This window comes from Paenibacillus sp. FSL L8-0340 (assembly GCF_038593145.1).
Lineage (GTDB): Bacteria > Bacillota > Bacilli > Paenibacillales > Paenibacillaceae > Paenibacillus_AQ.
Window position 1 is genome coordinate 1,820,613 of sequence record NZ_CP151967.1, and the last position, 22,441, is coordinate 1,843,053.

General features: G+C 51.4%; 23 protein-coding genes. 17 read left to right on the forward strand and 6 right to left on the reverse strand.

Features of this window, described 5'->3' with window-relative positions; genetic code table 11:
• Position 1 precedes the first annotated feature (1 nt).
• The 6 genes from NST07_RS08295 (at position 2) to NST07_RS08320 (ending at position 6,785) form a co-directional block, all read left to right on the forward strand.
• Positions 2–1,420 carry an extracellular solute-binding protein gene (locus tag NST07_RS08295; RefSeq protein WP_341091034.1) on the forward strand — a complete coding sequence of 473 codons (1,419 nt, stop codon included), beginning with the start codon at positions 2–4 and terminating at the stop codon, positions 1,418–1,420.
• A gap of 71 nt (positions 1,421–1,491) precedes the next feature.
• Positions 1,492–2,391, forward strand: coding sequence for a sugar ABC transporter permease (locus NST07_RS08300; protein ID WP_342481357.1), 900 nt, complete (start codon positions 1,492–1,494; stop codon positions 2,389–2,391).
• A 13-nt stretch (positions 2,392–2,404) separates the two neighbouring features.
• Positions 2,405–3,274: a carbohydrate ABC transporter permease gene (locus tag NST07_RS08305; protein WP_341091038.1), complete on the forward strand. Its 870-nt coding sequence runs from the start codon at positions 2,405–2,407 to the stop codon at positions 3,272–3,274.
• Between the two features lie 109 nt (positions 3,275–3,383).
• Entirely contained in the window at positions 3,384–4,397 is a 1,014-nt protein-coding gene (locus NST07_RS08310; RefSeq protein WP_341091040.1) for a glycoside hydrolase family 130 protein, read from the forward strand.
• A 25-nt stretch (positions 4,398–4,422) separates the two neighbouring features.
• Positions 4,423–5,811 carry an FAD-dependent oxidoreductase gene (locus tag NST07_RS08315; protein WP_342481358.1) on the forward strand — a complete coding sequence of 463 codons (1,389 nt, stop codon included), beginning with the start codon at positions 4,423–4,425 and terminating at the stop codon, positions 5,809–5,811.
• On the forward strand, positions 5,808–6,785 hold the full coding sequence (locus NST07_RS08320; RefSeq protein ID WP_342481359.1) for an SGNH/GDSL hydrolase family protein: 978 nt from the start codon (positions 5,808–5,810) through the stop codon (positions 6,783–6,785). The genes NST07_RS08315 and NST07_RS08320 overlap by 4 nt, the downstream gene beginning before the upstream one ends.
• A 428-nt stretch (positions 6,786–7,213) precedes the next feature.
• On the opposite strand, the gene NST07_RS08325 is transcribed toward NST07_RS08320, so the two are convergent.
• Together NST07_RS08325 and NST07_RS08330 are read right to left on the reverse strand one after the other, a co-directional pair.
• Entirely contained in the window at positions 7,214–8,026 is an 813-nt protein-coding gene (locus NST07_RS08325) for an ABC transporter permease subunit (protein WP_342481360.1), read from the reverse strand.
• The gene (locus NST07_RS08330) at positions 8,023–8,910 is read right to left on the reverse strand and encodes an ABC transporter ATP-binding protein (protein ID WP_342481361.1); all 888 of its coding nucleotides are present in this window, start codon (positions 8,908–8,910) and stop codon (positions 8,023–8,025) included. The genes NST07_RS08325 and NST07_RS08330 overlap by 4 nt, the downstream gene beginning before the upstream one ends.
• A gap of 162 nt (positions 8,911–9,072) precedes the next feature.
• Between NST07_RS08330 and NST07_RS08335 the strand changes: the two genes are divergently transcribed.
• The gene (locus tag NST07_RS08335; protein ID WP_341091048.1) at positions 9,073–9,678 is read left to right on the forward strand and encodes a TetR/AcrR family transcriptional regulator; all 606 of its coding nucleotides are present in this window, start codon (positions 9,073–9,075) and stop codon (positions 9,676–9,678) included.
• Positions 9,679–9,752: 74 nt separating this feature from the next.
• Here NST07_RS08335 and NST07_RS08340 read toward each other — a convergent pair whose 3' ends face one another.
• Positions 9,753–10,208 (reverse strand): CBS domain-containing protein, encoded by a 456-nt coding sequence (locus NST07_RS08340; RefSeq protein ID WP_341091050.1) that lies wholly within the window; start codon positions 10,206–10,208, stop codon positions 9,753–9,755.
• Positions 10,209–10,349: 141 nt separating this feature from the next.
• Between NST07_RS08340 and NST07_RS08345 the strand changes: the two genes are divergently transcribed.
• The 6 genes from NST07_RS08345 (at position 10,350) to tyrS (ending at position 15,640) form a co-directional block, all read left to right on the forward strand.
• A complete protein-coding gene (locus NST07_RS08345; protein WP_341091052.1) occupies positions 10,350–10,814 on the forward strand; it encodes a MarR family transcriptional regulator in 465 nt (154 codons plus the stop codon).
• Between the two features lie 31 nt (positions 10,815–10,845).
• Positions 10,846–11,358, forward strand: coding sequence for a MarR family winged helix-turn-helix transcriptional regulator (locus NST07_RS08350; RefSeq protein WP_341377751.1), 513 nt, complete (start codon positions 10,846–10,848; stop codon positions 11,356–11,358).
• 157 nt (positions 11,359–11,515) lie between these two features.
• Entirely contained in the window at positions 11,516–11,782 is a 267-nt protein-coding gene (locus tag NST07_RS08355; protein WP_341091055.1) for an autorepressor SdpR family transcription factor, read from the forward strand.
• Positions 11,783–11,784: 2 nt separating this feature from the next.
• The gene (locus tag NST07_RS08360; RefSeq protein WP_341091056.1) at positions 11,785–12,459 is read left to right on the forward strand and encodes an SdpI family protein; all 675 of its coding nucleotides are present in this window, start codon (positions 11,785–11,787) and stop codon (positions 12,457–12,459) included.
• A gap of 66 nt (positions 12,460–12,525) precedes the next feature.
• The gene (locus NST07_RS08365; protein ID WP_341091057.1) at positions 12,526–13,896 is read left to right on the forward strand and encodes an FAD-dependent oxidoreductase; all 1,371 of its coding nucleotides are present in this window, start codon (positions 12,526–12,528) and stop codon (positions 13,894–13,896) included.
• A gap of 484 nt (positions 13,897–14,380) precedes the next feature.
• Positions 14,381–15,640, forward strand: coding sequence for a tyrosine--tRNA ligase (tyrS, locus tag NST07_RS08370; protein ID WP_341097592.1), 1,260 nt, complete (start codon positions 14,381–14,383; stop codon positions 15,638–15,640).
• Between the two features lie 131 nt (positions 15,641–15,771).
• Here tyrS and NST07_RS08375 read toward each other — a convergent pair whose 3' ends face one another.
• Positions 15,772–16,065, reverse strand: coding sequence for a hypothetical protein (locus NST07_RS08375; RefSeq protein WP_341091059.1), 294 nt, complete (start codon positions 16,063–16,065; stop codon positions 15,772–15,774).
• Complete coding sequence (locus NST07_RS08380; protein WP_341091060.1) at positions 16,062–16,232, reverse strand: hypothetical protein; 171 nt, start codon at positions 16,230–16,232, stop codon at positions 16,062–16,064. The genes NST07_RS08375 and NST07_RS08380 overlap by 4 nt, the downstream gene beginning before the upstream one ends.
• An 81-nt stretch (positions 16,233–16,313) precedes the next feature.
• On the opposite strand from NST07_RS08380, the gene NST07_RS08385 reads away from it, so the two are divergent.
• Together NST07_RS08385 and NST07_RS08390 are read left to right on the forward strand one after the other, a co-directional pair.
• A complete protein-coding gene (locus tag NST07_RS08385) occupies positions 16,314–17,345 on the forward strand; it encodes an FIST N-terminal domain-containing protein (protein WP_341377753.1) in 1,032 nt (343 codons plus the stop codon).
• 12 nt (positions 17,346–17,357) lie between these two features.
• Positions 17,358–18,422 (forward strand): methyl-accepting chemotaxis protein, encoded by a 1,065-nt coding sequence (locus NST07_RS08390; protein WP_341091064.1) that lies wholly within the window; start codon positions 17,358–17,360, stop codon positions 18,420–18,422.
• A 155-nt stretch (positions 18,423–18,577) separates the two neighbouring features.
• Here NST07_RS08390 and NST07_RS08395 read toward each other — a convergent pair whose 3' ends face one another.
• Positions 18,578–18,757: a hypothetical protein gene (locus NST07_RS08395; RefSeq protein ID WP_038588023.1), complete on the reverse strand. Its 180-nt coding sequence runs from the start codon at positions 18,755–18,757 to the stop codon at positions 18,578–18,580.
• A 235-nt stretch (positions 18,758–18,992) separates the two neighbouring features.
• Between NST07_RS08395 and NST07_RS08400 the strand changes: the two genes are divergently transcribed.
• Both NST07_RS08400 and NST07_RS08405 read left to right on the forward strand, forming a co-directional pair.
• Entirely contained in the window at positions 18,993–19,715 is a 723-nt protein-coding gene (locus NST07_RS08400; protein ID WP_038588026.1) for a GntR family transcriptional regulator, read from the forward strand.
• A 266-nt stretch (positions 19,716–19,981) separates the two neighbouring features.
• Positions 19,982–22,366 carry a phosphoketolase family protein gene (locus NST07_RS08405; RefSeq protein WP_341091067.1) on the forward strand — a complete coding sequence of 795 codons (2,385 nt, stop codon included), beginning with the start codon at positions 19,982–19,984 and terminating at the stop codon, positions 22,364–22,366.
• Positions 22,367–22,441 lie beyond the last annotated feature (75 nt).

Below are 22,441 nucleotides of genomic sequence, written 5' to 3' on the forward strand. Positions count from 1 at the left end.
TATGCGTAAACAATGGATGGGTCTTGGCCTCAGCCTGGTGCTGGCGCTGGGTATCGCCGGCTGCGGAAATAACAGCGGCAACAACGGCAGCACGAACGGGGCGGCTGAACCCGATGCTCCGGCCGGAACAGCTGAAGCTGGCAGCAATACAGCAGCTAAAGGCGAAGCGGTACAGCTGAAGTACTGGACCGATGACCGGCATGATCAGGAATATATTAAAGAACTGATCAATACATTCAACGAGACCAACAAAGACAATATTCAGGTAGAGCTGACTGTTCTGTCCGAGAATTATGCGCAGAGCGTCGACATCGCGTTCTCCAGTAACCAGGCTCCGGATGTGCTCCGACTCAAGAGCGCCAACACCTCCGAGTTTGTAAAAAAAGGTTACCTGGCCCCGATTGATTCCTATCTGGATGAGGGCATGAACCAAAAGTTCGGCAGTCTGATGATCGACAACGTCAACCGGTTCGACGGCAAGGTCTATTCGCTGCCCAATACGGGGCTGACCATGCGCCTTGTCTATAATAAAGATATTTTCACCAAAGCAGGCATCCAGAATCCGCCGGTCTCGCTGCAGGAAATGGTGGACGATGCCAAAAAAATCACCGAAGCCGGCAAATCTGAAGGCATTTACGGCTTCGCGCTGAACTTCAAAAATCCGAAGCAGGCGTTTGACCGTTCCATCCGGGAAATTCTCTCTCTGAGCGGCTATCAAGGTCTTGGCTATGATCTTAAGACCGGCCAGTTCGATTTCGCTCCATATGCCCAGGTAATTGAATATTTCAAGCAAATGTATAAAGACGGCAGTATTCTTCCGGGTGCCGAGTCGCTGGATATCGACCCGCTGCGTGCCCAGTTTGCCGCAGGCAAGATCGGGATGTATCTTTCCTTCTCGACAGAGCCGGGAGTGTACAAGGATCAGTTCCCGACAGAGATCAACTGGGCGGGTGCCCTGGCACCAACACTTGATGGCCAGATTAAAGGAACCTCGGAAATCGTATCCGCCGGCACATGGCTCGGGATCAACGCCAAATCCGCCCATCAGGAAGCGGCCTGGAAGTTCATGCAATACATGTACGGCGACGACATTCTGAAGACCTATCACGAGAAAGGCTTCGGCATCGCTGTAGTTCCAAGCATTGTCGAGAAGGCGCAAAATCCGGACATTAAAGGAATGGAAGGGTTCCTTGTCGGTGAGCATGACTCACTCTGGCCGGCTGCGCCGGGTGTCACTCCGGAAGGGGCAACCTATGCCGACGCCTTCTTCAAATACATGCTGTCCGGCGGGGATGCCAAGGCGATTGCTGAGGATCTGAACAGCAGATATAACGCTGCTCTGACCAAGGCGGTTGAGAAGGGCGAGGTTAAGGTTACACCGGACCCGGCGTTCAATCCAAGCAAGCCGCAAGGAGAATAACAGGCAAGGATGGGGCGTTTGCGGACTTCCAGCGAAACGCCCCTTTTCTTTCCCCGAAGGAGGAATGAATCATGAACTTTAAATGGAGACGGCTCGGGGAAAATTCCCTGTTTCTGCTGCCAAGCATCATCCTTACACTGACACTCGGCATCTATCCTTTGATTTGGATGCTGCGCTATATGTTCTACGATTACGCCGGATATGGAGAAGCAGTGTTCACCGGGCTTGAGAACTTCCGCAGGCTGGCGCGTGACAGCCTGTTCTGGGAATCGGTAGGCAATACGTTCATTTTTGCCGGGGGTAAACTGCTGCTGACGCTCCCGCTGTCTCTGCTGCTGGCGGTAATCCTGAACGGCAAGCTGCGGGGGAGTAACCTGCTGCGCGGGATTTATTTTATGCCGACGGTAATCAGTACCGCAGTCATTTCTGTCGTTTTCTATAACATCTTTAATTCCTATAACGGGATGGTTAACACAGTTCTGATGAAGCTGCATCTCGTTTCCCAGCCTATCGACTGGCTAGGTCCCAAGCATGCCATGCTGACCGTTATTCTGGTGGCGGTGTGGGGAGCGGTCGGCAACTACATGCTGCTGTTCCTGGCCGGACTGCAGAGCATTCCGCAGGACCTGTACGAGAGCGCGGCCATTGACGGCGCGAACGCCGGAAAACGGTTCTGGCATATTACGCTTCCGATGCTGGCCCCGGTTGCCCAGATGGTCATAATGCTGGCGATTATCGCCTCTCTGAAGGGGTATGAGAGCATCATGGTTATTACGGAGGGCGGGCCAATCGGCAAAACCGAAGTTATGTACCTCTATCTGTACAAACTGCTCTTCCCGGTATCTACCGGTTCTCCGGTGGCGCAGCAGCTCGGCTATGGCAGTGCCGTGGGTTTTGCGACCGCTGTGATTGTCGGGACGATTACGGGACTCTATTTCTTTCTCAGCCGAAAAATGAACAAGGTTTATTAGGAGGTCTATCAAGATGAACGAACATGCGGTATCCAAACAGCCTGCCGGCAACGCTGGCAGAATAGTGGCCCGGACGGTCATGTGGCTGTTTTTGCTGGCAACGGCGATCCTGACCTTGTTTCCACTGGCAATGACACTCTCCGGTTCGCTGAAGACCGGCGCCGAGATGATGACCGGCGGCAGCCTGCTGCCGGCCAAACTGCAGTTTGCCAACTATGCGGAAGCGTGGAAGCAAGCCAACTTTGCCCGCTATACGTGGAACAGTGCGTTTGTCTCCATCATGGTTACGGTAGGTACGCTGCTGGTGGCCTCGATGGCGGCCTATGTGGTCGACCGGCGTGATTTTCCCGGCAAATCGCTGTATGTGACGGTTCAGGCATCGATGATGTTTATCTCCGTCGGAGCGATTGTGCTGCGCCCTCAGTTCGATCTGATGGTCGCCCTGCACCTGAATACCACGCTGTGGGGAGTCATTCTGATCCTGATCAGCGCCCATTCCAGCACTTTTTTCATGCTTCAGGGTTTCTTCAAGGCGATTCCCCGGGAGCTGGATGAAGCGGCAATGGTCGACGGCTCCGGATTTATCCGTACCTTCTTCCGGATTATACTGCCGCTGCTGACCCCGGGATTGGGTGTGGCCGGACTGTTCGCCTTCCGCCATTCGTGGAACGAATACATTCTGCCGCTCGTCTTCACAATGACCAATCCGAAGCTGCAGACACTGACCGTCGGGCTGGCGAACCTCCGCTACGGCTCTTCTGCGGCGATGCAGATCCATCTGATGATGGCGGGCGCCTGCCTGTCGATACTGCCGATGCTGCTCGCTTATATTGTGGCGAACAAGACCTTTATCCAGGTTACGGCCGGTTCGGTGAAAGGTTAGCTGCCCGCGGCTGGAGCAGGCTGAGGCAAGGAATGAGTCTGCATCCGCCGTTTTTCCAGACTACAGCTTGTAAAGGAAGCAATATACACCCGTAAAGGAGATTACACATATGAGTGAATTTATAATAGGGCTGCTGAGCTCAAGCCCGTTGATTTCGCGCCATCCCTTGAACCCCATCCTGTCGCCCGGCGATGTGCCTTACGGCCCGGCCATGGTATTCAATGCGGGCGTTACCAAGTTTAAAGGCAAATACGTGATGGTGTTCCGCAATGACTACGGCGATGAAGCGAAGCAGCTTGTCGCTCCCCATCACACAACGAACCTGGGCCTGGCCTTCAGCGACGACGGGATCAAGTGGGGAGTGCAGCCGGAACCTTGCTGGTCGTGGCAGGATGAAGAAGTGACCCGGGTGTATGATCCCCGGTTAACGGTCATCGGGGAGCGCTGCTATATGTGCTTTGCCGTGGATACGAAGCACGGTCTGCGCGGCGGCATCGCCGTCACCGACGATTTCCGCTCCTTCGAGGTGCTCAGCCTGTCACTGCCGGATAACCGCAACATGGTGCTGTTCCCGGAGCAGATCGGCGGCAAATACATCCGGCTGGAGCGTCCGCTGCCAGTGTACAGCCGTGGCGGAATAGACCGCTTCGACATGTGGATGAGCGATTCACCGGATCTGAAGTACTGGGGGAACTCGCGGCTGCTGCTGGCGGTTGAAGATGTGGCTTATGCCAATGACAAGGTCGGCCCGGGGGCGCCGCCTATCAAGACGGACAAAGGCTGGCTTACCACGTTCCATGCGGTGGATCTTGACCGCAGCCGGGGTAAAAACGGCTGGGAAGACAGCTGGAAGAAGCGTTACACCGCGGGCATTATGCTGCTGGACCTGCAGGACCCCGGGAAGATTATCGGCCGCGCTGCCGCCCCGCTGCTGTCACCGGAGGCCTCTTACGAAATCAGCGGGGGATTCCGCAACAACGTCATTTTCCCCGGCGGCATGATCCTGGAGGATAATGGCGAGGTCAAAATTTATTATGGTGCCGCCGATACGGTAGAATGCCTGGCAACCGCTCATGTGGATGATCTGCTCCGTCTTTGTCTCGAAGGGACGAAGACCCCATAAACTAGTGTACTTTCAAGGAGGATTCATGATGAACTACGACCATATTACACTGCCGTCTGCCGACATTCCGGTGTCACGTGAGGTGGATGTGCTGGTGATCGGCGGGGGCGCCTCCGGCATTGCCGCCGCGATTGCCGCCGCACAGGGTGGCGCGAGCACGCTGATCGTGGAGCAGCGGGGATTTCTCGGCGGAATGGGCACACTTGCGCTTGTCCCGGCCTTCTGTCCGTTTACCGACAAGGAGAAGCCAATTATCCGCGGCCTCGGGCTGAAGCTGATGGACCGGATGAAGGAAGCCTGCGATCCCGGCTACCGCGAGGAATACCGGGAGCTGCTGGACTGGGTGCCGATAGATCCCGAGGTGCTGAAGCGCGTCTATGACGATGCCATACTGGAAAGCGGGGTCATACCGCTTTTCCATACCTTTGTCTACGATGTTGTGCTGTCGCAGGACCGCAGGAAGGTCGAGGGCGTCATCATCGTCAACAAAACCGGCCGTTCCTTCATCCGCTGCCGTTATATCATTGACTGCACGGGTGACGGGGACATTGCTGCCTTGTCCGGCGTGCCGTTCCAGAAGGGCGGCGAAGCGGGCGAGCTGCAGCCAGGCAGCATGTGCTACTTGCTGGCCAATGTCGACCGTCCGAAGTTCAATGCTTTCCTTGCGGAGACGGGAGATACCGGGCAATTGCACCGGACGGTAGAGAAGGCGATGGCTGAAGGCGCGCTGCCGGAAGGCCGCAAGTCGATCTCTGGCCTAGCCTGGATCAGTGACTATCTGGTCGGTGTCAACTTTGGCCATGTGTTCGGCGTGGACGGGACGAAAGCCGAGGAATTGACGCGGGGCGCGATCGAAGGCCGCCGGACGGCGGAGCGCCAGCTGCAGTTCTTCCGTAGTTATGTGCCGGGCTTCGAGCATGCGCATCTGGTGGCCAGCGGCGAGCAGCTTGGCATCCGGGAGACGCGGCGGATTCAGGGGGACTACATGCTGACTGTGGATGATTTCATTGCTGCACGCAGCTTCCCGGATGACATTGCCCGCAATGCTTATTATATTGACATCCACCTTGCCACCAGCAAAAGCGACATGACCTTCAACCATCTGCCGCCAGGCGTATCCCACGGTGTGCCGTATCGGATCATGCTGCCTGTGGGCATCAATAATCTCTGGGTGGCCGGACGCTCCGTGTCCTCGGACCGGGCAGTTCAGGGCTCGCTGCGGGTGATGCCAAACTGCTTCTCGATGGGCCAGGCCTGCGGAACGGCAGCGGCGCTGGCACTGCGCGACGGGGGAGATTCGCGCAGCATCTCCATTCCCGAGCTGCAGCACCGGCTTCTGGCACAGGATGTGTGGCTGGGGGAGAATTTCACACCAGCGGATGATGCAAGTGTGATGGAGGGGGAGTGGCTGTGAAGCAGCTTCCCTTAATGGACGCTTGGTTTCACGGCGCGGTGTCGCTGGAGCACCGGCAGGAGGGGATTAAGCCCTGGCGGATTCCTTACGCCGACTACGCGCTGTACCCGCCGGACGGCATTGAGGGCAAGGCGGAAATTTGCGCCGGGGTCCGGCTGCGGCTGCACACCGACTCCTCCGCGCTGACCTTGTCGTTCACCCCGCTGCCCGAGCCAGCGGCAATGGATTGCCTCATAGACGGGCAGCTGTTCCTGTCGCTACGTCTCCCTGCAGGAGAGATATCCGCCGTCTTCGGCAATCTTCCCGCAGGGTGCGAGATACTGGAGATCTACCTGTCGCAGAACATAGGCCTGACAGTGACCGGCCTATGGATTGATGATGCCGCAGCCGCGCGTCCGCTGCCGGATACCCGGCCGAGGTGGGTCACCTACGGCAGCTCCATCACCCAGTGCGTGGCGGCCTCCAGCCCTTCGCGCACCTGGCCGGCCATCGCCGCAGCGCGCAGCGGCTACAACCTGACCTGCCTTGGTTTCTCCGGCAACTGCCAGCTGGAGCCGATGGCGGGACGGCTGATCGCCAGCCTTCCCGCCGACCTGATCACGCTCTGTGTCGGCGTGAACGTCTACGGCGCCGCCACGCTGAGCCCGCGTGTCTTCGCCCCGGCGCTCATCGGCATGCTGCTGTCGATTCGCGAACGGCATCCGCTCACTCCGCTGTTCGTGATCTCGCCGATCTACGGCTCGGAGCGCGAGACCGAGCCGAACAAGCTGGGCTTCACGCTCCCGAGGATGCGTGAAGAAATAGCCCGGACCGTCGAAGTGTTCCGGGCCCGGGGGGACAGCCGTATGCACTACCGCGACGGCCTGTCCTGGTTCGGCGCGTCCGACAGCGAACGCCTGCCGGACGGCCTGCATCCCGACGCCGAGGGCTATGAGCTGCTCGGCGCCCGGTTTGCGGAGCGGATTCTGCGGTAATCCGCATAGCAGCAAAGGGCATCCTTGCCGGCAGGATAATCTGCGGGGATGCCCTTTTTGCCGTCCTTTGCTAAGGACGGTAACTTCTTATTTGTATAGAGCTGATGCAATGTAAAAAATTGCAGCGCTCTCGCAAACTTGATGACACGAAGGTACGGACTCTCACTGAGCGTGTACAAGTATCAGGAATCCGCACGCAAAAGTGCAGTTGATTTCACCATCCACGGTCTATTCGGTGGAATGAAGTGTAATAGTACCTTTGAATTCCCCCATCCACGGTCTATTTGGTGGAATGAAGTGTAATAGTACCTTTGAATTCACCATCCACGGTCTATTCGGTAGAATGAAGTGCAAAAGTACCTTTGAATTCCCCCATCCACGGTCTATTCAGTAGAATGAAGTGCAAAAGTACCTTTGATCCCCCTGGCTTACAACGGCAGGTCGCGCTGCCGGAAAATCTGGATGCCTGCGGCGAAGGCCAGCAGACCGGTCAGCAGCAGCCAGAAGGAAATCCAGGCGACATCCGTCGTGCCTTGCACGATATCGCCGGGGCGGTAGAAGCTGAACAACGTGAAGTAGCGCAGCACATCCAGCTTATCTGTGATTTTCGCGAGAATGTCGATTGTGAAGAAACCGAAGGTAATGCCTCCGGAAATCCCGAACGCTTTCTTCTCGTCATTACATATACAGGAGACCAGAAAGACAAGGCCGCCAATGGCAAAAAACAGCAGGAACGCAACGGTGTTAAGCTGGGTAAACCGGCCCATGCCGAATTCATATTCCGTACGAAGAAACCAGAGCTTGCCGGCGAATCCGGCCAGTGTGGTTACAGCCATAATAATGAACAGTGAAGAGATCAGCACGAGTGCCTGCGTAAAAGCGACCTTGCGGCGTGTGGTCGGCGTGGACAGCAGATAGGCCATCGAGCCGCGGTCCACTAACCTTGCTACCAGCTGGGTAGACATCTGCACACAAACGATGGACAGGATCAGCACTAGGATGAGCCCGTAATATTCTCCCGCAATGAAGGCTTCGGCATTGGCGAAGCCGTTGCTTAGTCCAAAGGCGTTGCTGACCCCCTCGGGCATGGCTTTTACAAGATCATCAATGGCTTTCGTATTGTCCGCAAGTCCCGGATAGAGCCAGATCATAAACACGATATAGAAGGCGGAACCAAAGGCGTAATTCATAATGCCCTTCAAATTGACCCGCATCATTTCTTTATAGAGTGGAAGATTCATTGGACATCCGCCTCACGATCATAATAATTCATGAAAATATCTTCCAGGTTCTGCGTCGATACATCCAGACTCCGGATCCGGAAATTGGCGACCTCCCGGGTGAATTCATTGTAATTGCCCTGTACGGCAATCCGCACCAGGTTTCCTTCACGGGTAAGCACCTGCAGGCCGGAGGGGGCGAAACGCTCCGCTTCTTCGGCCGTTTCAAAAATGATGTCGAACAGCTTGCGCTGCATCGACTGCAGCTCATGAATATTTTTGACGGCGATGATCTTCCCGTCCTTGATAATTGCTGCTCGGTCACAGGTGCGTTCGATCTCCTGGAAGCTGTGGGAAGACATCAGGAAGGTGGCTCCCGCTGCTTTTTCCTCCAGCACGAGTTCAATAAATACCTTCTGCATCAGCGGGTCCAGGCCTGAGGTTGGTTCATCGAGAATAATAACGTCGGGGCTGTGCATGAAGGCGGCAACAATTCCAACCTTCTGCTTCATACCCTTTGACATCTTGCGGATTGGGGTAGCGGCATCAAATTGCAGCCGGTCGATCAGCTGTTCACGTTTGGCGGAGTTTTTCACACCCTGCATCGAAGCCATGAAATCAAGAAAACCTTTGCCGGTCATGCCGTCAATAAAGTTGATCTCACCGGGCAAATACCCGGTGTGCCTCTGCACGGTTCCCTGTCCCTTCCAGACATCCAGCCCGTTAATCGTGACAGAACCCCGGTCGGGCTTCATGAATCCCATAATATGCCGGATCGTTGTCGATTTCCCTGCTCCGTTAGGCCCCAGGAAACCGAACACCTCGCCTCTCGCTACCGTGAACGATACTTCTTCAATCCCTCTGCCGTTTGAAAACCGTTTGGTTAAGCCCTCTACCTTCAGCATGCTGCACCCCCGCCGTAATAATGAAATATTAGTGACTGTATATTTCATATGTTATAATAGTCCCAGGAATTACCTAAGTCAATATAAATATGAACTCATATGAAAATTATATTTCATTATTTTTCTGACTGTACACTAAATCGTCAAGTTAGGGTGAAGGACATGAACGGCTTCGAGAAGAGAAAGGCAATGATCAAGGGGAATATTATGAAGACAACCATGGTCATGCTGAGGACCTGGGAGCCGAAGCGGCTGCGGATTGCCGATATTGCCAAGGAGGCGGAAGTCTCGCAGGTCACGATTTATAATTATTTTGGCAGCAAGGAGGAGCTGCTTAAGGAGTCTTTCAAGGATTTTATTCAGCGGGCCATCCGTGAATTCGAGGAAGAAATGCTGAAGCAACAGTCGCTGAGGGAACTGATCAGCTACACGATTTTCAAGGAGAAAGAAACGTATTACAACCTGTCCCCGGCGCTGATCAAGGAGGTCCTGTTTGATGATCCCGAGATGTATGCGTTCATTCAGGAGCAGTATGATACCAACATACTTCCACTGATGGTCAAAATGTTGGAGGACGGAAAAGCGAGCGGTGAAATTTCGGATAAGGTCTCTGTAGAGGCGTTCCTGATGATAATTCAAGTCTACATGAAGAGTTCCGAGGAAATGCTTGGGGCGATGGAAAAACACAAGGATAAGACTGCTTTTCTGGATGAGCTGCTGCATCTTATATTTTATGGGCTTTGCGGGCAGGAGCTTCCCGAGGTATAAGCGGCTGTCCTGTCACCTGTTCGCAACTGGGGAGGACAGCCGGAAGATGTCTATCTTTTCGAAGCGATGCGCGGCTAGAGCAGGGATTTGAAGGAATGGCGGATGACGTCGCCGCGGCTGATAATGCCTACGAGCACACGTCCGCGTTCAACCGGAACCTTTTTGATCTGTTTTTTACCCAGAATGGCGGCGATCCGTTCGATGTCTTCGTCCCAGGAAACCGTGATGACTTTCTTTTTGGCGATTGCCATCACATTAAGATTCAGCAGCTTCCGGGTCCGTTCTTCGTACTCATCCTCATCGCCTTTAATCACATTCAATTGGAAAAAGGAATCAACGATGATATCATCATGTTTGCCGATATAGCGCATAATGTCTCCATCGCTTAAATAAGCGACGATTTCGTTTCTGTCGTTGATGACCGGCATGCCGCTGATCCGGTGCTGAATACATTTCTCAATAAAGGTCCGAACGGTATCATATTCTTTGACCTTGTAGACCTGAGTGATCATAAATTCATGAGCTTTCATAAAGTTCCCCCAGTAACAATTCACTAGCTTTTATAAGAATAACTTGTATAATGAAAGTATATACTTGTATTATACAAGTTGCCATGGTGATGTCAATAATCATCCGTGTATTCCTATGAAAATTACTTGTATCACTATCATATGCTTGAGCTGAAAGAGAGGTCACAACCTGCCATGGAGAAACGTCCGATAGAAACCATAGAACTGGAAATGTCAATTCTCAGCCGCCGTTTGACATCAATGAGCACGTATAAAAAACTCGGCATGCTGGACTTCTCAGCTTATCTGCTGCTGCGTCAAATCGCCACGCACGGCTCGGCCGGTGTAAAGGCGCTGTCTGAGGAATTCCGGCTGGATATCTCTACGATCAGCAGACAGGCATCAACGCTGGAGCAGAAGGGTTATCTGTTCCGTGAACCAGACCCGCAGGACGGAAGGGCTTATACGCTGCAGATTTCTGAACTTGGACTTAACATGTTGAAACAGAATATGGATATCCGCCAGGACAAGGTCGGCAAAATGCTGGAGGACTGGAGCGAAGAGGAACGGGAGAATTTCGGGCAGCTGCTGCAGAAGCTGAACGACGCTATTTTTCGAGAAATGTAAGGGTGTGACCTACTATAACCGGAGGTGTCTTATGAATCCCCAGGATAGTCAAGAAGAAAAGCTGCTAATGGTTTTTGAGAACCTCAAACGCTTGACCACCCGCACCAAATGGAATGATTCGATTCCCCACGGGGAATTTCTTATGATGTCCGCCATCAATGTCATGATGAAGAAAGAGAGTAGAGAACCGGAGGCGCCGGAATGTCCGGGAGTCATGATCTCCAAATTAAGCGAGCTGCTGCAAATCAGCAGACCGACCGCCTCGCAGGTTGTCAGCTCTCTGGAAGAGAAGGGGTATATTGAACGCGCCATGTCTGTAACAGACCGCAGAGTGATCTACATCAGCCTTACGGAACAGGGACAGACAGAATTCAACAAGAAGATGGAGCGGTATTCCTGCGTCATGAACGAGATTATTGAGAAGGTGGGCCGGGAAGAAGTCAACCAGCTGATTGAAACTTGTGAACGCCTGCGGAATGTGGTGGATGAGGTGAGAGAGCAGCTGGTGTCCAGTCAGGGTATGTTTGAGGAAATAATAGTTTAGAAAATAGAAATAAAGGGCCTTGGATCATCTTCCAAGGCTTATTCTACGTTCATGGATAATCGGGAGCTCCCCAATTGTAATTTTAGTGAAAATGGAATATCCTACATATAGAAATATTTCGAAATGATTTTTATCTAATTGTTAACGGGAGGTGCGCATGGGAATTAAGGATACTTTCAAAGCTCTGTCGGATGAATACCGCAGAGAGATGCTCGAAATGCTGAAGGGCGGAAGGATGACTGCAGGAAGCATCGGCGAACGCTTTGAGATGACGCAGGCGACCGTGTCGCATCATCTGTCCATACTCCGGGAGGCCGATCTGGTCCGCACCGAGCGGGACGGGAAGTATATTTATTATGAACTGAACACCAGTGTATTTGATGATGTAATGAAGTGGATTCTAGCGTTCAAAGAGGAGGAATGAAGATGCTCAAATTCAAGATGACCAGCATCATTGCCCTGCTTGTTGCCTTAATTCCAATGGGTTTATATCTCTATCTGTACCCGCAAATGCCGGACATGGTGCCGATGCACTTCGACATTAAAGGGAATGCCGACCGCTTTGTGCCCAAATCCAGCCCGGAGGTACCCTTTCTGGCCGCTTTAGGCCTGATGGGGTTCATATTCTTTAAGCTGATCTTCTTTTTCATTATTCGAAGCGCCGCACAAAAAGGCGAAGACAACGCAAGATCCATCGCCAAAATATTGGATATTACCACCCTATGCAGCACCATGCTGTTTGCGGGAATATCGGTTCAGGCATTATTTGTGCAAGCAGACAGTATCGCCTTCTCGGGAATGGATCTTGTGCGGATTGCTGCAGGGATGCTCGGACTGATTATGCTGCTTACCGGCAACCGGATGCCTAAGCTGAGACGGAATTCCCTGGCAGGCCTGCGGACCAAAGAGACGATGAGAGATGAACAGGCATGGTTCAGGGCTCAGCGCTTCGCTGGAAAATGGTATGTCGCCGGGGGTGCGGCAATGGTATTGGGCTGCTTGCTGCCGGGCTGGTGGGCGCTATATGCGGCAATTGCGATTTTCGCAGTGGTGAATATAGTGCCAATCGTTTATGTGAAAGCAAAAATGAAACTAAAGTGAAAGTAAAGTAAAGCTTTATGGGGTTATATAATATTAGTGAAAGGATAGAACATAGGAGGGTTTGCAATGACTAAGATAATTCTGCCAGCCGATCAGATTGAGGTAAGCCGTGAAGTGGATGTACTTGTGGTGGGGGGCGGGCCAGCAGGGATCGCGGCGGCTTTGGCGGCGGCCAGAAACGGAGCTTCCACGCTGCTCGTAGAGCAAAGAGGCTATTTGGGCGGAATGGGAACAGCTGCGCTGGTTCCCGCTTTCTGCCCTTATACGGACCACGAAAAACCGGTCGTCCGGGGCATTGGGCTGGAGCTGCTGGAGAGCATGAAGCGCAGCTGCAGGCCAGGATTTATCGCTGAGTACGGCGACCGCCTGGACTGGGTGCCGATCGATGCGGAGGTATTGAAACGGGTTTATGAGCAAGCGGTAATTGAAAGCGGTACCGAAGTGTTATATCATACCTTTGTTCCTCAGGCTATTCTGGGCGATGACTCCGCAACTGTGGATGGAGTGGTCATTGTCAACAAAACGGGTCGCTCCTATATCAAATGCCGCTATATCATAGACGCTACAGGCGATGCGGATATTGCCGCTCTGGCGGGTGCAGAGTTTCAAAAGGGCGGAGAACAGGGTGAGCTTCAGCCAGGCACTATGTGCTATCTGCTCAGTGATGTGAACCGCTCCCGGTTCAAAGCATATTTACGCGAAAGCGGCGATACGGGGCAGATTTCCGCACTCGTCCAGAAGGCGCAGGCTGCCGGTGACCTTCCTCTTGGAAGAAAGGAAGTGTCGGGCTTTTCCTGGGTTTCCGATACCCGGGTCGGGGTGAATTTCGGGCATATTTTCGGCATTGACGGGACCAAGGCTGAGGATCTGACACGAGGCGCCATTGAGGGCCGTAAGGGCATCCAGGTGCAGGTCGAGTTTCTCCGCAATTATGTTCCGGGTTTCGAGAACGCGCATTTGGCCGCTTCCGGGGAGCAGATCGGCATTCGTGAAACACGCCGGATTGTTGGAGATTATGTTCTGGTCCAGGAGGACTTCTTGAATATGGCTTCTTTCCACGACGACATCGCCCGCAATTCGTACTTTATTGACATCCATCTGACCACCTCCAAGGATGCAATGGAGATCAAGCATTTGCCGAACGGCAGATCCCACGGTGTTCCGTATCGGGCGCTGCTGCCCAAAGGCATCAATAACCTGTGGGTGGCCGGACGCGCCGTATCCTCTGACCGTATCGTGCAGGGCTCGCTGCGCGTTATGCCAAACTGCTTCGCCATGGGCCAGGCGGCGGGCACAGCGGCGTATCTCGCAAGCTCAATGTCCGGCAGTTCGCGGGATGTTCCGGTAGACCGGCTGCAGGAGCTGCTGATCGGGCAGGGAGCCTGGCTTGGGGATGAAGCGGAGCGGAAGGAAGCAGTAAAGAGTTTGGCACAATAGGCTAATTATTATCAATCTCAATAGAGCAGCCGGTTTCAAATAGGTGCTGTAAATAAGGTATTAGACGCAGATCAGGTTTACACACAGCCGCTGCATTGACAACAAATTTGGAATTGGCTATACTTTCTGTAATCTTATAGTTGGTATACGTTGAACGAGACAGTAGCAGCCCTTGTCCCTGTCACAGAAAGCCGGGGGGGGATGGAACCCGGCACACACATGGACTGCGAATTACACTCCGGAGTATCTTGGGTAACGCCAAGCGGAAGGAAGCGAACGATAACTCGCTGAAAGTGGTACGGACACAGCTGTTAAGTGTTCGTGCAATTTGGGTGGTAACACGGTTAATTATAGTCGTCCCTGAGTCTTCATAGACAAGGGGGCGATTTTTTTGTTGGCCAAATCCTCCGAAACCCAGCCGCTGTGCTTGCTTCAACGTAAATCCAAAGAATACGAATAATTACACAAAAGGGGCTGTATCATGTTGAACATTATTGATGAACTGGAATGGCGCGATGCGATTAATCAGCAGACGGATGCGGAAGGGTTGCGGGAACTAACGAATACGAAGGCGATTTCGCTCTATTGCGGCGTGGACCCTACAGGCGACAGCATGCATATCGGCCATTTGATTCCCTTTATGATGCTGAAGCGTTTCCAGCTCGCCGGACACCGTCCGGTAATTCTCATCGGCGGGGCAACCGGCACAATCGGCGATCCAAGCGGCCGCCAGAGTGAGCGTTCGCTGCAGACGATGGAGCAGGTGCAGGAGAATGTTGCAGCGCTGACTGCTCAAATGAAGCGATTGTTTGTTACTGACGGTGATAACCAGGTGCGTATGGTCAACAACTATGACTGGACAAAGAACATTAACGTGATCGAGTTCCTGCGGGACTACGGCAAAAACTTCAGCATCAACACGATGCTGGCCAAAGATGTCGTTTCCAGCCGGCTCGACAGCGGGATTTCGTTCACCGAATTCTCCTACCAGATTCTGCAGTCGATTGATTACCTGCATCTGTACCAGCATGAGGATGTGCAGCTGCAGATCGGCGGCTCTGACCAATGGGGCAATATCACGAGCGGACTGGATCTTATCCGTAAAAAAGAAGGCAGCGAAGCCAAGGTGTTTGGTCTTACCATCCCGCTGATGCTCAAATCGGATGGCACCAAATTCGGCAAAACCGCCGGGGGTGCCGTGTGGCTTGATCCTAAGAAAACGACGCCGTATGAGTTCTACCAGTTCTGGGCCAACACCGATGACCGCGATGTGGTGAAATACCTCAAATACTTCACGTTCCTGAGTAAGACGGAAATCGAAGCACTTGCCGAAAAAGTACAAACCGAACCGCATAAACGGGAAGCTCAGAAAGCACTGGCCGAAGAGATGACCCGGTTTGTTCATGGCGAAGAGCTGCTGGAGCAGGCAAAACGCATCACCGCTGCCCTGTTCAGCGGGGATATCCGCTCCCTGACCGCAGACGAAATCGAGGAAGGCTTCAAGGAAATGCCGACCTATACCACAGCCGCTGAATCGAAAAATATCGTGGAATGGCTGGTGGACTTAGGGGTTGAGCCGTCCAAACGCCAGGCGCGTGAGGATATCACCAAAGGAGCAATCTCCATTAACGGTGAGCGTGTGAGTGAGCTTGAAGTGGAGATTACAGCTGATCACGCTATCGGCGGAAGATTCATCATCATCCGCAAGGGCAAGAAAAATTACAGTCTGGTGAAACTGACCTAATAGCGTACTACGCGATGACCCGCATGCGGCAAAGCCGCCGAACCCTGAGAGGTTCGGCGGCTTTTTGTAAATAAAAGTATTTATATGCTTCCCGCTATAAATTATCCGTTTCCACTTGGCTGATCAGATGTTCATTCATCCTCAAGCTTCGCAAGCTCATCCTCAAGTCCGGCGAGACTTGTGCGGATAGCTTCGGCTAAGGCTTGTTGTCTGGCTGCCTGCTCCAGCAGCTTCTCCTCCTCGGAGGCATCAGCCGCCGGGTCATACGCAGGAGAGGTTCTTAACCGGTTCAAATCTGCCTCACAAGCTTTTCCGGCATGTTCAGCTTGCTTCAATTCTTCCCCGGCAATGCCAATCTGGTACTCCAGATACGTGAAGTCAGATGAGGCTGCGCTGTGGGTTGAACGCTGTGAATAAGTCATCATGCACCTTCTTTCCTGTCCTTTCGGGTAACTGTACGTTCATCATACAGGCTTTCGGGCATGCGCTCAACTGACCTATAGGCGTATGCCTTTTCAGCCTTGGAATTGTGATTCTTCAAGCTGCCTGCGACATTGCTCACAGACAACAATCCCCATTCTTGTTTTACCATTAGAGAATTGAAAATAAAAGCTAAATTTTTCAATAACAGTTTACAAGGGAAGCTTCCCGCGAAAGAAGGTTGTTATACATAATGAAAGCTTTATCTTTTGACACATTGGACGAAGTCAAACGTTATCTGGGGGAAAAGCCAAGCAGCCGTGGTCTCGTGCTGTTCGCCTCCGCTGGTGCAGTCAGGGAACTGTCCCCGCACGCACCTGCAAATGCCGTGTTATGTTCGACCAAAGGTGAATATACCCCGAAGGGTTACCGGAACGGCGTGGTTTCGGGGTTTGAATACGATGCGGATATCGCCGATATTGTGGAGATTCTGCACCCGCCCGTGCTCAGCGGCGATAACCTCAAGGCCTCGTACCATAAAGTAAAAGACAATGTGGATGCGTTTCTGCTGCTGCTGTGCGACGGAAGGGCTGCAATGGAGGAGACGATTCTCTCCTCGCTTTATTTTATCGATCAAGAGTTCAAGGTGCTTGGCGGAAGCGCAGCGGATGATGAGAGCGGAGAGACCTATCTTTTTATCGGAAGCCGCCGGGTGCGCAACCTGGGAATCTTTTTCAACTTGACCGCCCGTACCGCATTGATCAAAGAAAACATATACGTTCCGACCGGAATGAAACTGCTGGTAACAGAAGCGGATGTGTTTCGACGAACGGTATATTCGTTTAACGGCCGCCCGGCGGCGGAAGAATATGCGCGTGTGCTGGATGTGAAGGAAGACCTGTTAGCCGGACATTTCCTGAGCAACCCGCTGGGCAAAAGATACGAAGACGATCTGATTATTGCATCTCCGATGGTCATCAATCCGGACAAGTCTATTACCTTCTACAGCCAATTGATGCCGAGCACTTATCTGGAGGTGCTTAGCGCGGCTGACCCGCTTGTGGTGCTGGAGCAGACGCTGCGTGAGATTCCGTTTAAGCCTGCTTTTGTACTCAACATCAATTGTACGCTGCGCGACAGGCTGTTCCTCCGGGATGGCTTGTGGGCAGGATTTGACGACAAGATGATCGGGTTCTGCGGGAACACCGCCGGCTTCATCAGCTACGGGGAGCAATATTACACAAAGCATGCCAACCAGACAATGGTATTACTGCTGGTCGGCTAAGGGGGACTCACTATGCAATGGATCAACAAGCTGCGTGCTTCATGGGGGAAAAGCAGCCGTGACGCGGATATAGAAACTCATGGCAGCGTCATCCAGACAGAAAAGGACAGTATGCCCGGCCAATCAAGCACCTGTAATGATTTGAATCCCGTCTCCAAGCCATTATCCTATGGCATTCATGCCTATTCCTTGGCGGAGCAGATCAGCCGCGAAACCGGGTTCATCCTCCAGGAAGAGGGACGGATGGTAGAGGATTTTGCAGCTCTGCGCGCGGGAAGCGGAGAGATGATCAGCCAGATCGGCGGAACTCAGCGGCTGCTGGAGCATTTGAAAGCCAACAGCGAGCAAACTGAAAGGCTTATCAATGAAATGTATGGCAGTCTCGCGTTTTCCTCAAACAAAATTGAATATGCGAAGGAAGCCAACGTACAGATATCTGCTGAAATGCAAAAAGCCTCGGCGATATTCACCCAGTTTGTGTCTTTAAATCAAGAGCTAAACCAGCATTTTCAGAGTATTGGGCAGCTGGCAGGCATTATTACGGAAATCGCTGAGCAGACCAATCTGCTGTCCCTGAACGCAGCCATCGAGGCGGCAAGGGCTGGTGAGCATGGACGGGGGTTCGCGGTCGTTTCTTCAGAAATCCGCAATCTTGCCGACCGGACCCGCAGCCATGTGGAAGAAATTATGGGTTCGCTGTCGGGGATGACAGGCGTGATAGAACAGCTGCACAACAAGTCCAGTGATGGAACACGGGCCATGGCAGAGACGAACGAGCGGATCGGCCAATCGACCGTTTATATGAACGAGATCGTCGAAGCGGAGGAAGAGGTATTCCAGCATCTGGAGAAAATACAGGTTTCCCAGGACAGCAGCCTTGAAAATGTGGAACGCATCAATGCCGATCTGCTGCATGTCATAGAGAAATCAGGACAGGATTCCGAACAGTTTGAGATGCTTGTCCTTACGATTCAGAAAAAAGCTGATCATTTTCAGCAGATGCTGAATCACTTGCATCAGATAGCGGAGCTAAGGCAGCTTGATGAAGAGGGAGATACAGCCGCCCGGCGTGAATAAGGCCCGTTTGTAAAGAGCGGTTTTAATGGTAAGTAAAAAGGTCCGCCGCGTGAAATAAGTCAATAAAACAACCCGCAGTAAGGATTATTCCCTTGCTGCGGGTTGCTTGCGTTCTTGTCTAAGTCAGTGTGTATGTAATATAGATAGACAGACGTTTAGTTTTTATCAATAAGTTCAAGTTTTTCAAGGATCTTTATTGTTGTTAAGGCGGATAACTGAACGGCCAATTCAACGCTTTCTTTCTGAATTCCATCCTTCTCAATAGCATCCTTGTTCTCTGAGAAGACTTCTTCAGTTACTTGGCTGATCAGACTTTTGACGATTTCAATATGCATAATAAACTCCCCCTCTCCGGAAAAATAGCCACATTCTTATATTTCGGCAGATCATCAGGTTTTTCTTTGAAATAAAACTTCCTCATTTAGCAGAAATCGGGTGGAGAAAAGTATAAACCATCTCATTATTATGATATAGTTAATATTGATTTTTAATCCATACCCTTTCGTTAGTACAGAAGAGGTTGTTTGAATACATATCAATTGTTACAGAAGACCTGAGAGGGAGTACTCCATGACACAATTTGTCTACAAGCAAATAATTGATGACCTTAAAATGAAAATCTTTGCTGGACAGTTTGCGGATATGCGATTACCCGATGAACGCAGTCTTAGCGAAACGTATCAGGTTAGCCGCAGCTCCATCAAGCGCGCATTAACCAAAATGGAAAGCGTCGGAATCATTTTCAAAAAACGAGGTTCAGGCACGTTTATTAACCCCTTATACATAAAAAACGAATCCATCTTCAATTACGAAGGTTCCAATCTGGGTGTCACCGACAATTTCCAGATGCATGGCAAGAAACCTAAAGTCAAAGTATTGAATTTCGAAGTCATTCCGCCAACCAAAGAATTGCAGCGGGATTTGTTCCTGGGGCCCCATGATTTTGTATACAAAATCGTCCGCTTGCGCCTGTTCGATGATGATCCCTTTATGATAGAGACGGGGTATATCCCGATAAAAATCGTCCAGGATTTAAACCAGACGATTATCGAGGGCTCCATTTTTAATTATCTGGAAGACTCGCGGAACCTGGCCGTAACCAAATCATTTTTATCTATTTTTGCCGAGCCGTCCTTGTCCACGGATCAGGAGCTGCTGCACTTGAAAGAAAATGAACCTGTTGGCATTATGGAGGGGATTTTCTTTTTGGACAATGGTACTCCCTTTGAATTTTCCCATATGCGGTTTCATTATCAATATTTGAAATTTAATACGTTTGTTTCTGTTCATTAAGGAGCAAAATAAGACCGGGAATTTTCCCGGTCTTATTTTTTTGTATCCTTTACTTTTTTGTGGATGTAACGTATTTACATAAATTTCAATATAACCGTGTTCTGACAGCCTTTTTCCTGAGTTTTTCATACTATGTTCAAATTTTCACAAAATTGGACCGTATCACTTGTCAAAAAGGTTGTATTTATTTTGAGCAGAGGTATGATGTATTTGTAGAGAAAAAGAATGGCAATAAGCAACAATATATATATATAGGAGTGGATGAAATGGGATTATCAACCATGAAAGTCGATTATTCGTCTAAAACGTATCTGGAAAAGCTTGACGCATATTGGCGTGCAACCAACTACATTTCGGTAGGTCAGCTGTATTTGAAAGACAATCCGTTGTTAAGAGAACCTTTAAAAGATGCTGACATTAAGATTAAACCTATCGGACACTGGGGTACTATTCCGGGCCAGAACTTTATTTATGCCCATTTGAATCGTGTTATTACTAAATATGATTTGAACATGTTCTATGTTGAAGGTCCGGGTCATGGCGGTCAGGTCATGGTTTCGAATTCCTATCTGGACGGAAGCTATACTGAGATTTATCCGGAAATTACGCAGGATATCCCGGGTCTCAAAAAACTGTTCAAACAATTCTCGTTCCCTGGCGGCGTTGCTTCCCATGCTGCACCAGAAACTCCTGGATCTATCCATGAAGGCGGCGAGCTGGGTTATTCTTTATCCCACGGCGCTGGCGCTATTCTGGATAACCCGGATTTGATTTCTGCTGTTGTTGTGGGAGATGGTGAGGCTGAAACCGGACCACTGGCCGCATCATGGTTCTCCAACCGCTTCATCAACCCTGTCACAGATGGCGCTGTTTTGCCGATTCTGCACTTGAACGGATTTAAAATCAGCAACCCGACGATTCTGTCCCGTCAATCGAAGGAAGAAATCACCGCTTACTTTACAGGCATGGGCTGGGAGCCGTTTTTTGTTGAAGGCGAAGACCCTGAACATATGCATCCGGAAATGGCGAAGGTACTCGATACCATCGTCGAAAGAATTGCAGCCATTCAAAAAAATGCGCGTGAAAATAACGACCTTACCCGCCCGGTATGGCCGATGCTCGTCTTCCGTTCCCCTAAAGGCTGGACTGGACCGGCAGCATGGGACGGTGTGCCGAATACCGGTTCGTTCCGTGCCCATCAGGTGCCAATTCCGGTTGACCAGAAAAATATGAAGCATGCTCCAGCTTTGCTTGAATGGATGAACAGCTACAGACCGGAAGAATTATTTGATGAGAACGGCCGCTTGAACGCAGAGCTTGCCGAAATCCTGCCGACAGGCGACAGACGTATGGGGATGAATCCTGTTACCAACGCTGGCAACCTTATCAAAGATTTGCGCCTGCCGGATTTCCGCGATTATGTGCTTGATAACTCCGTTCCAGGTAAAGTAGTAGCCCAGGATATGGCCGTTCTCGGAAAATACCTGAAAGAGGTTGTCCTGCTCAATGAAGATAACCGCAACTTCCGGATTTTTGGACCGGATGAAACGATGTCCAACCGTCTGGGACCTGTGTTTGAAGTGACCAAACGCCAATGGCTGGATCAAATTAATGAACCTAATGACGAATTCCTCGCCTCGTATGGCCGTGTGATTGATTCCCAATTATCGGAGCATCAGGCGGAAGGACTGCTGGAAGGTTATGTACTAACCGGACGACATGGCTTCTTTGCAAGTTATGAAGCTTTCCTGCGTGTTGTGGACTCGATGATTACCCAGCACTTCAAATGGCTGCGTAAAGCAACCGATCAAGGCTGGCGCGCTGATATCCCTTCACTCAATGTTGTCGCAACTTCAACTGTGTTCCAGCAGGACCATAATGGTTATACGCACCAGGATCCGGGTTTGCTGGGTCATCTGGCTGACAAAAAACCGGAATTCATCCGGGAATATTTGCCGGCTGATGCCAACTCCCTGCTGGCTGTATTTGACACCATCCTGAACGACCGTCAAAAGATCAACCTGATTGTGTCGTCCAAACATCCGCGTCCACAGTGGTTCTCGGCTCAAGAGGCGCAGGAATTGGTTGATAAAGGACTCAAGATCATTGACTGGGCCAGCACGGACGAAGGCGGAGAGCCTGATGTTGTATTCGCTTCTGCAGGTACCGAACCTACGATTGAAGCTTTGGCTGCCATCTCTATCCTGCATGAGAAATTGCCTGAGCTGAAAATCCGTTATATCAACGTGGTCGATCTGCTTAAGCTGAGAAGCCAGAAACTTGATCCGCGTGGTTTATCCGACGATGAGTTTGATCAATTTTTCACAAAGGATAAACCGGTCATCTTCGCTTTCCACGGTTATGAAGGCCTGATTAAAGACTTGTTCTTCGACCGCCACAATCATAACCTGCATGTGCATGGCTACCGTGAGAACGGCGACATCACGACTCCGTTCGATATGCGTGTACTGAATCAGATGGACCGTTTCGATCTGACGAAGGAAGCTGTTCTGAGCTTGCCTGCAGCTGACAAACACACTGCCATCGCGGATGAGATGGATGCTATGGTTAAGAAGCATTATGAGTATATCCGTGAAGAGGGCATTGACCTGCCGGAAGTGGAGAATTGGGTCTGGAAGAGTTTGAAATAAGTTTAAGAAATCTGCTTGTAAATGTATGATGAAGTTGAAGGTGCCTGTCCCGGTATGCATTAGGGGCAGGCACTT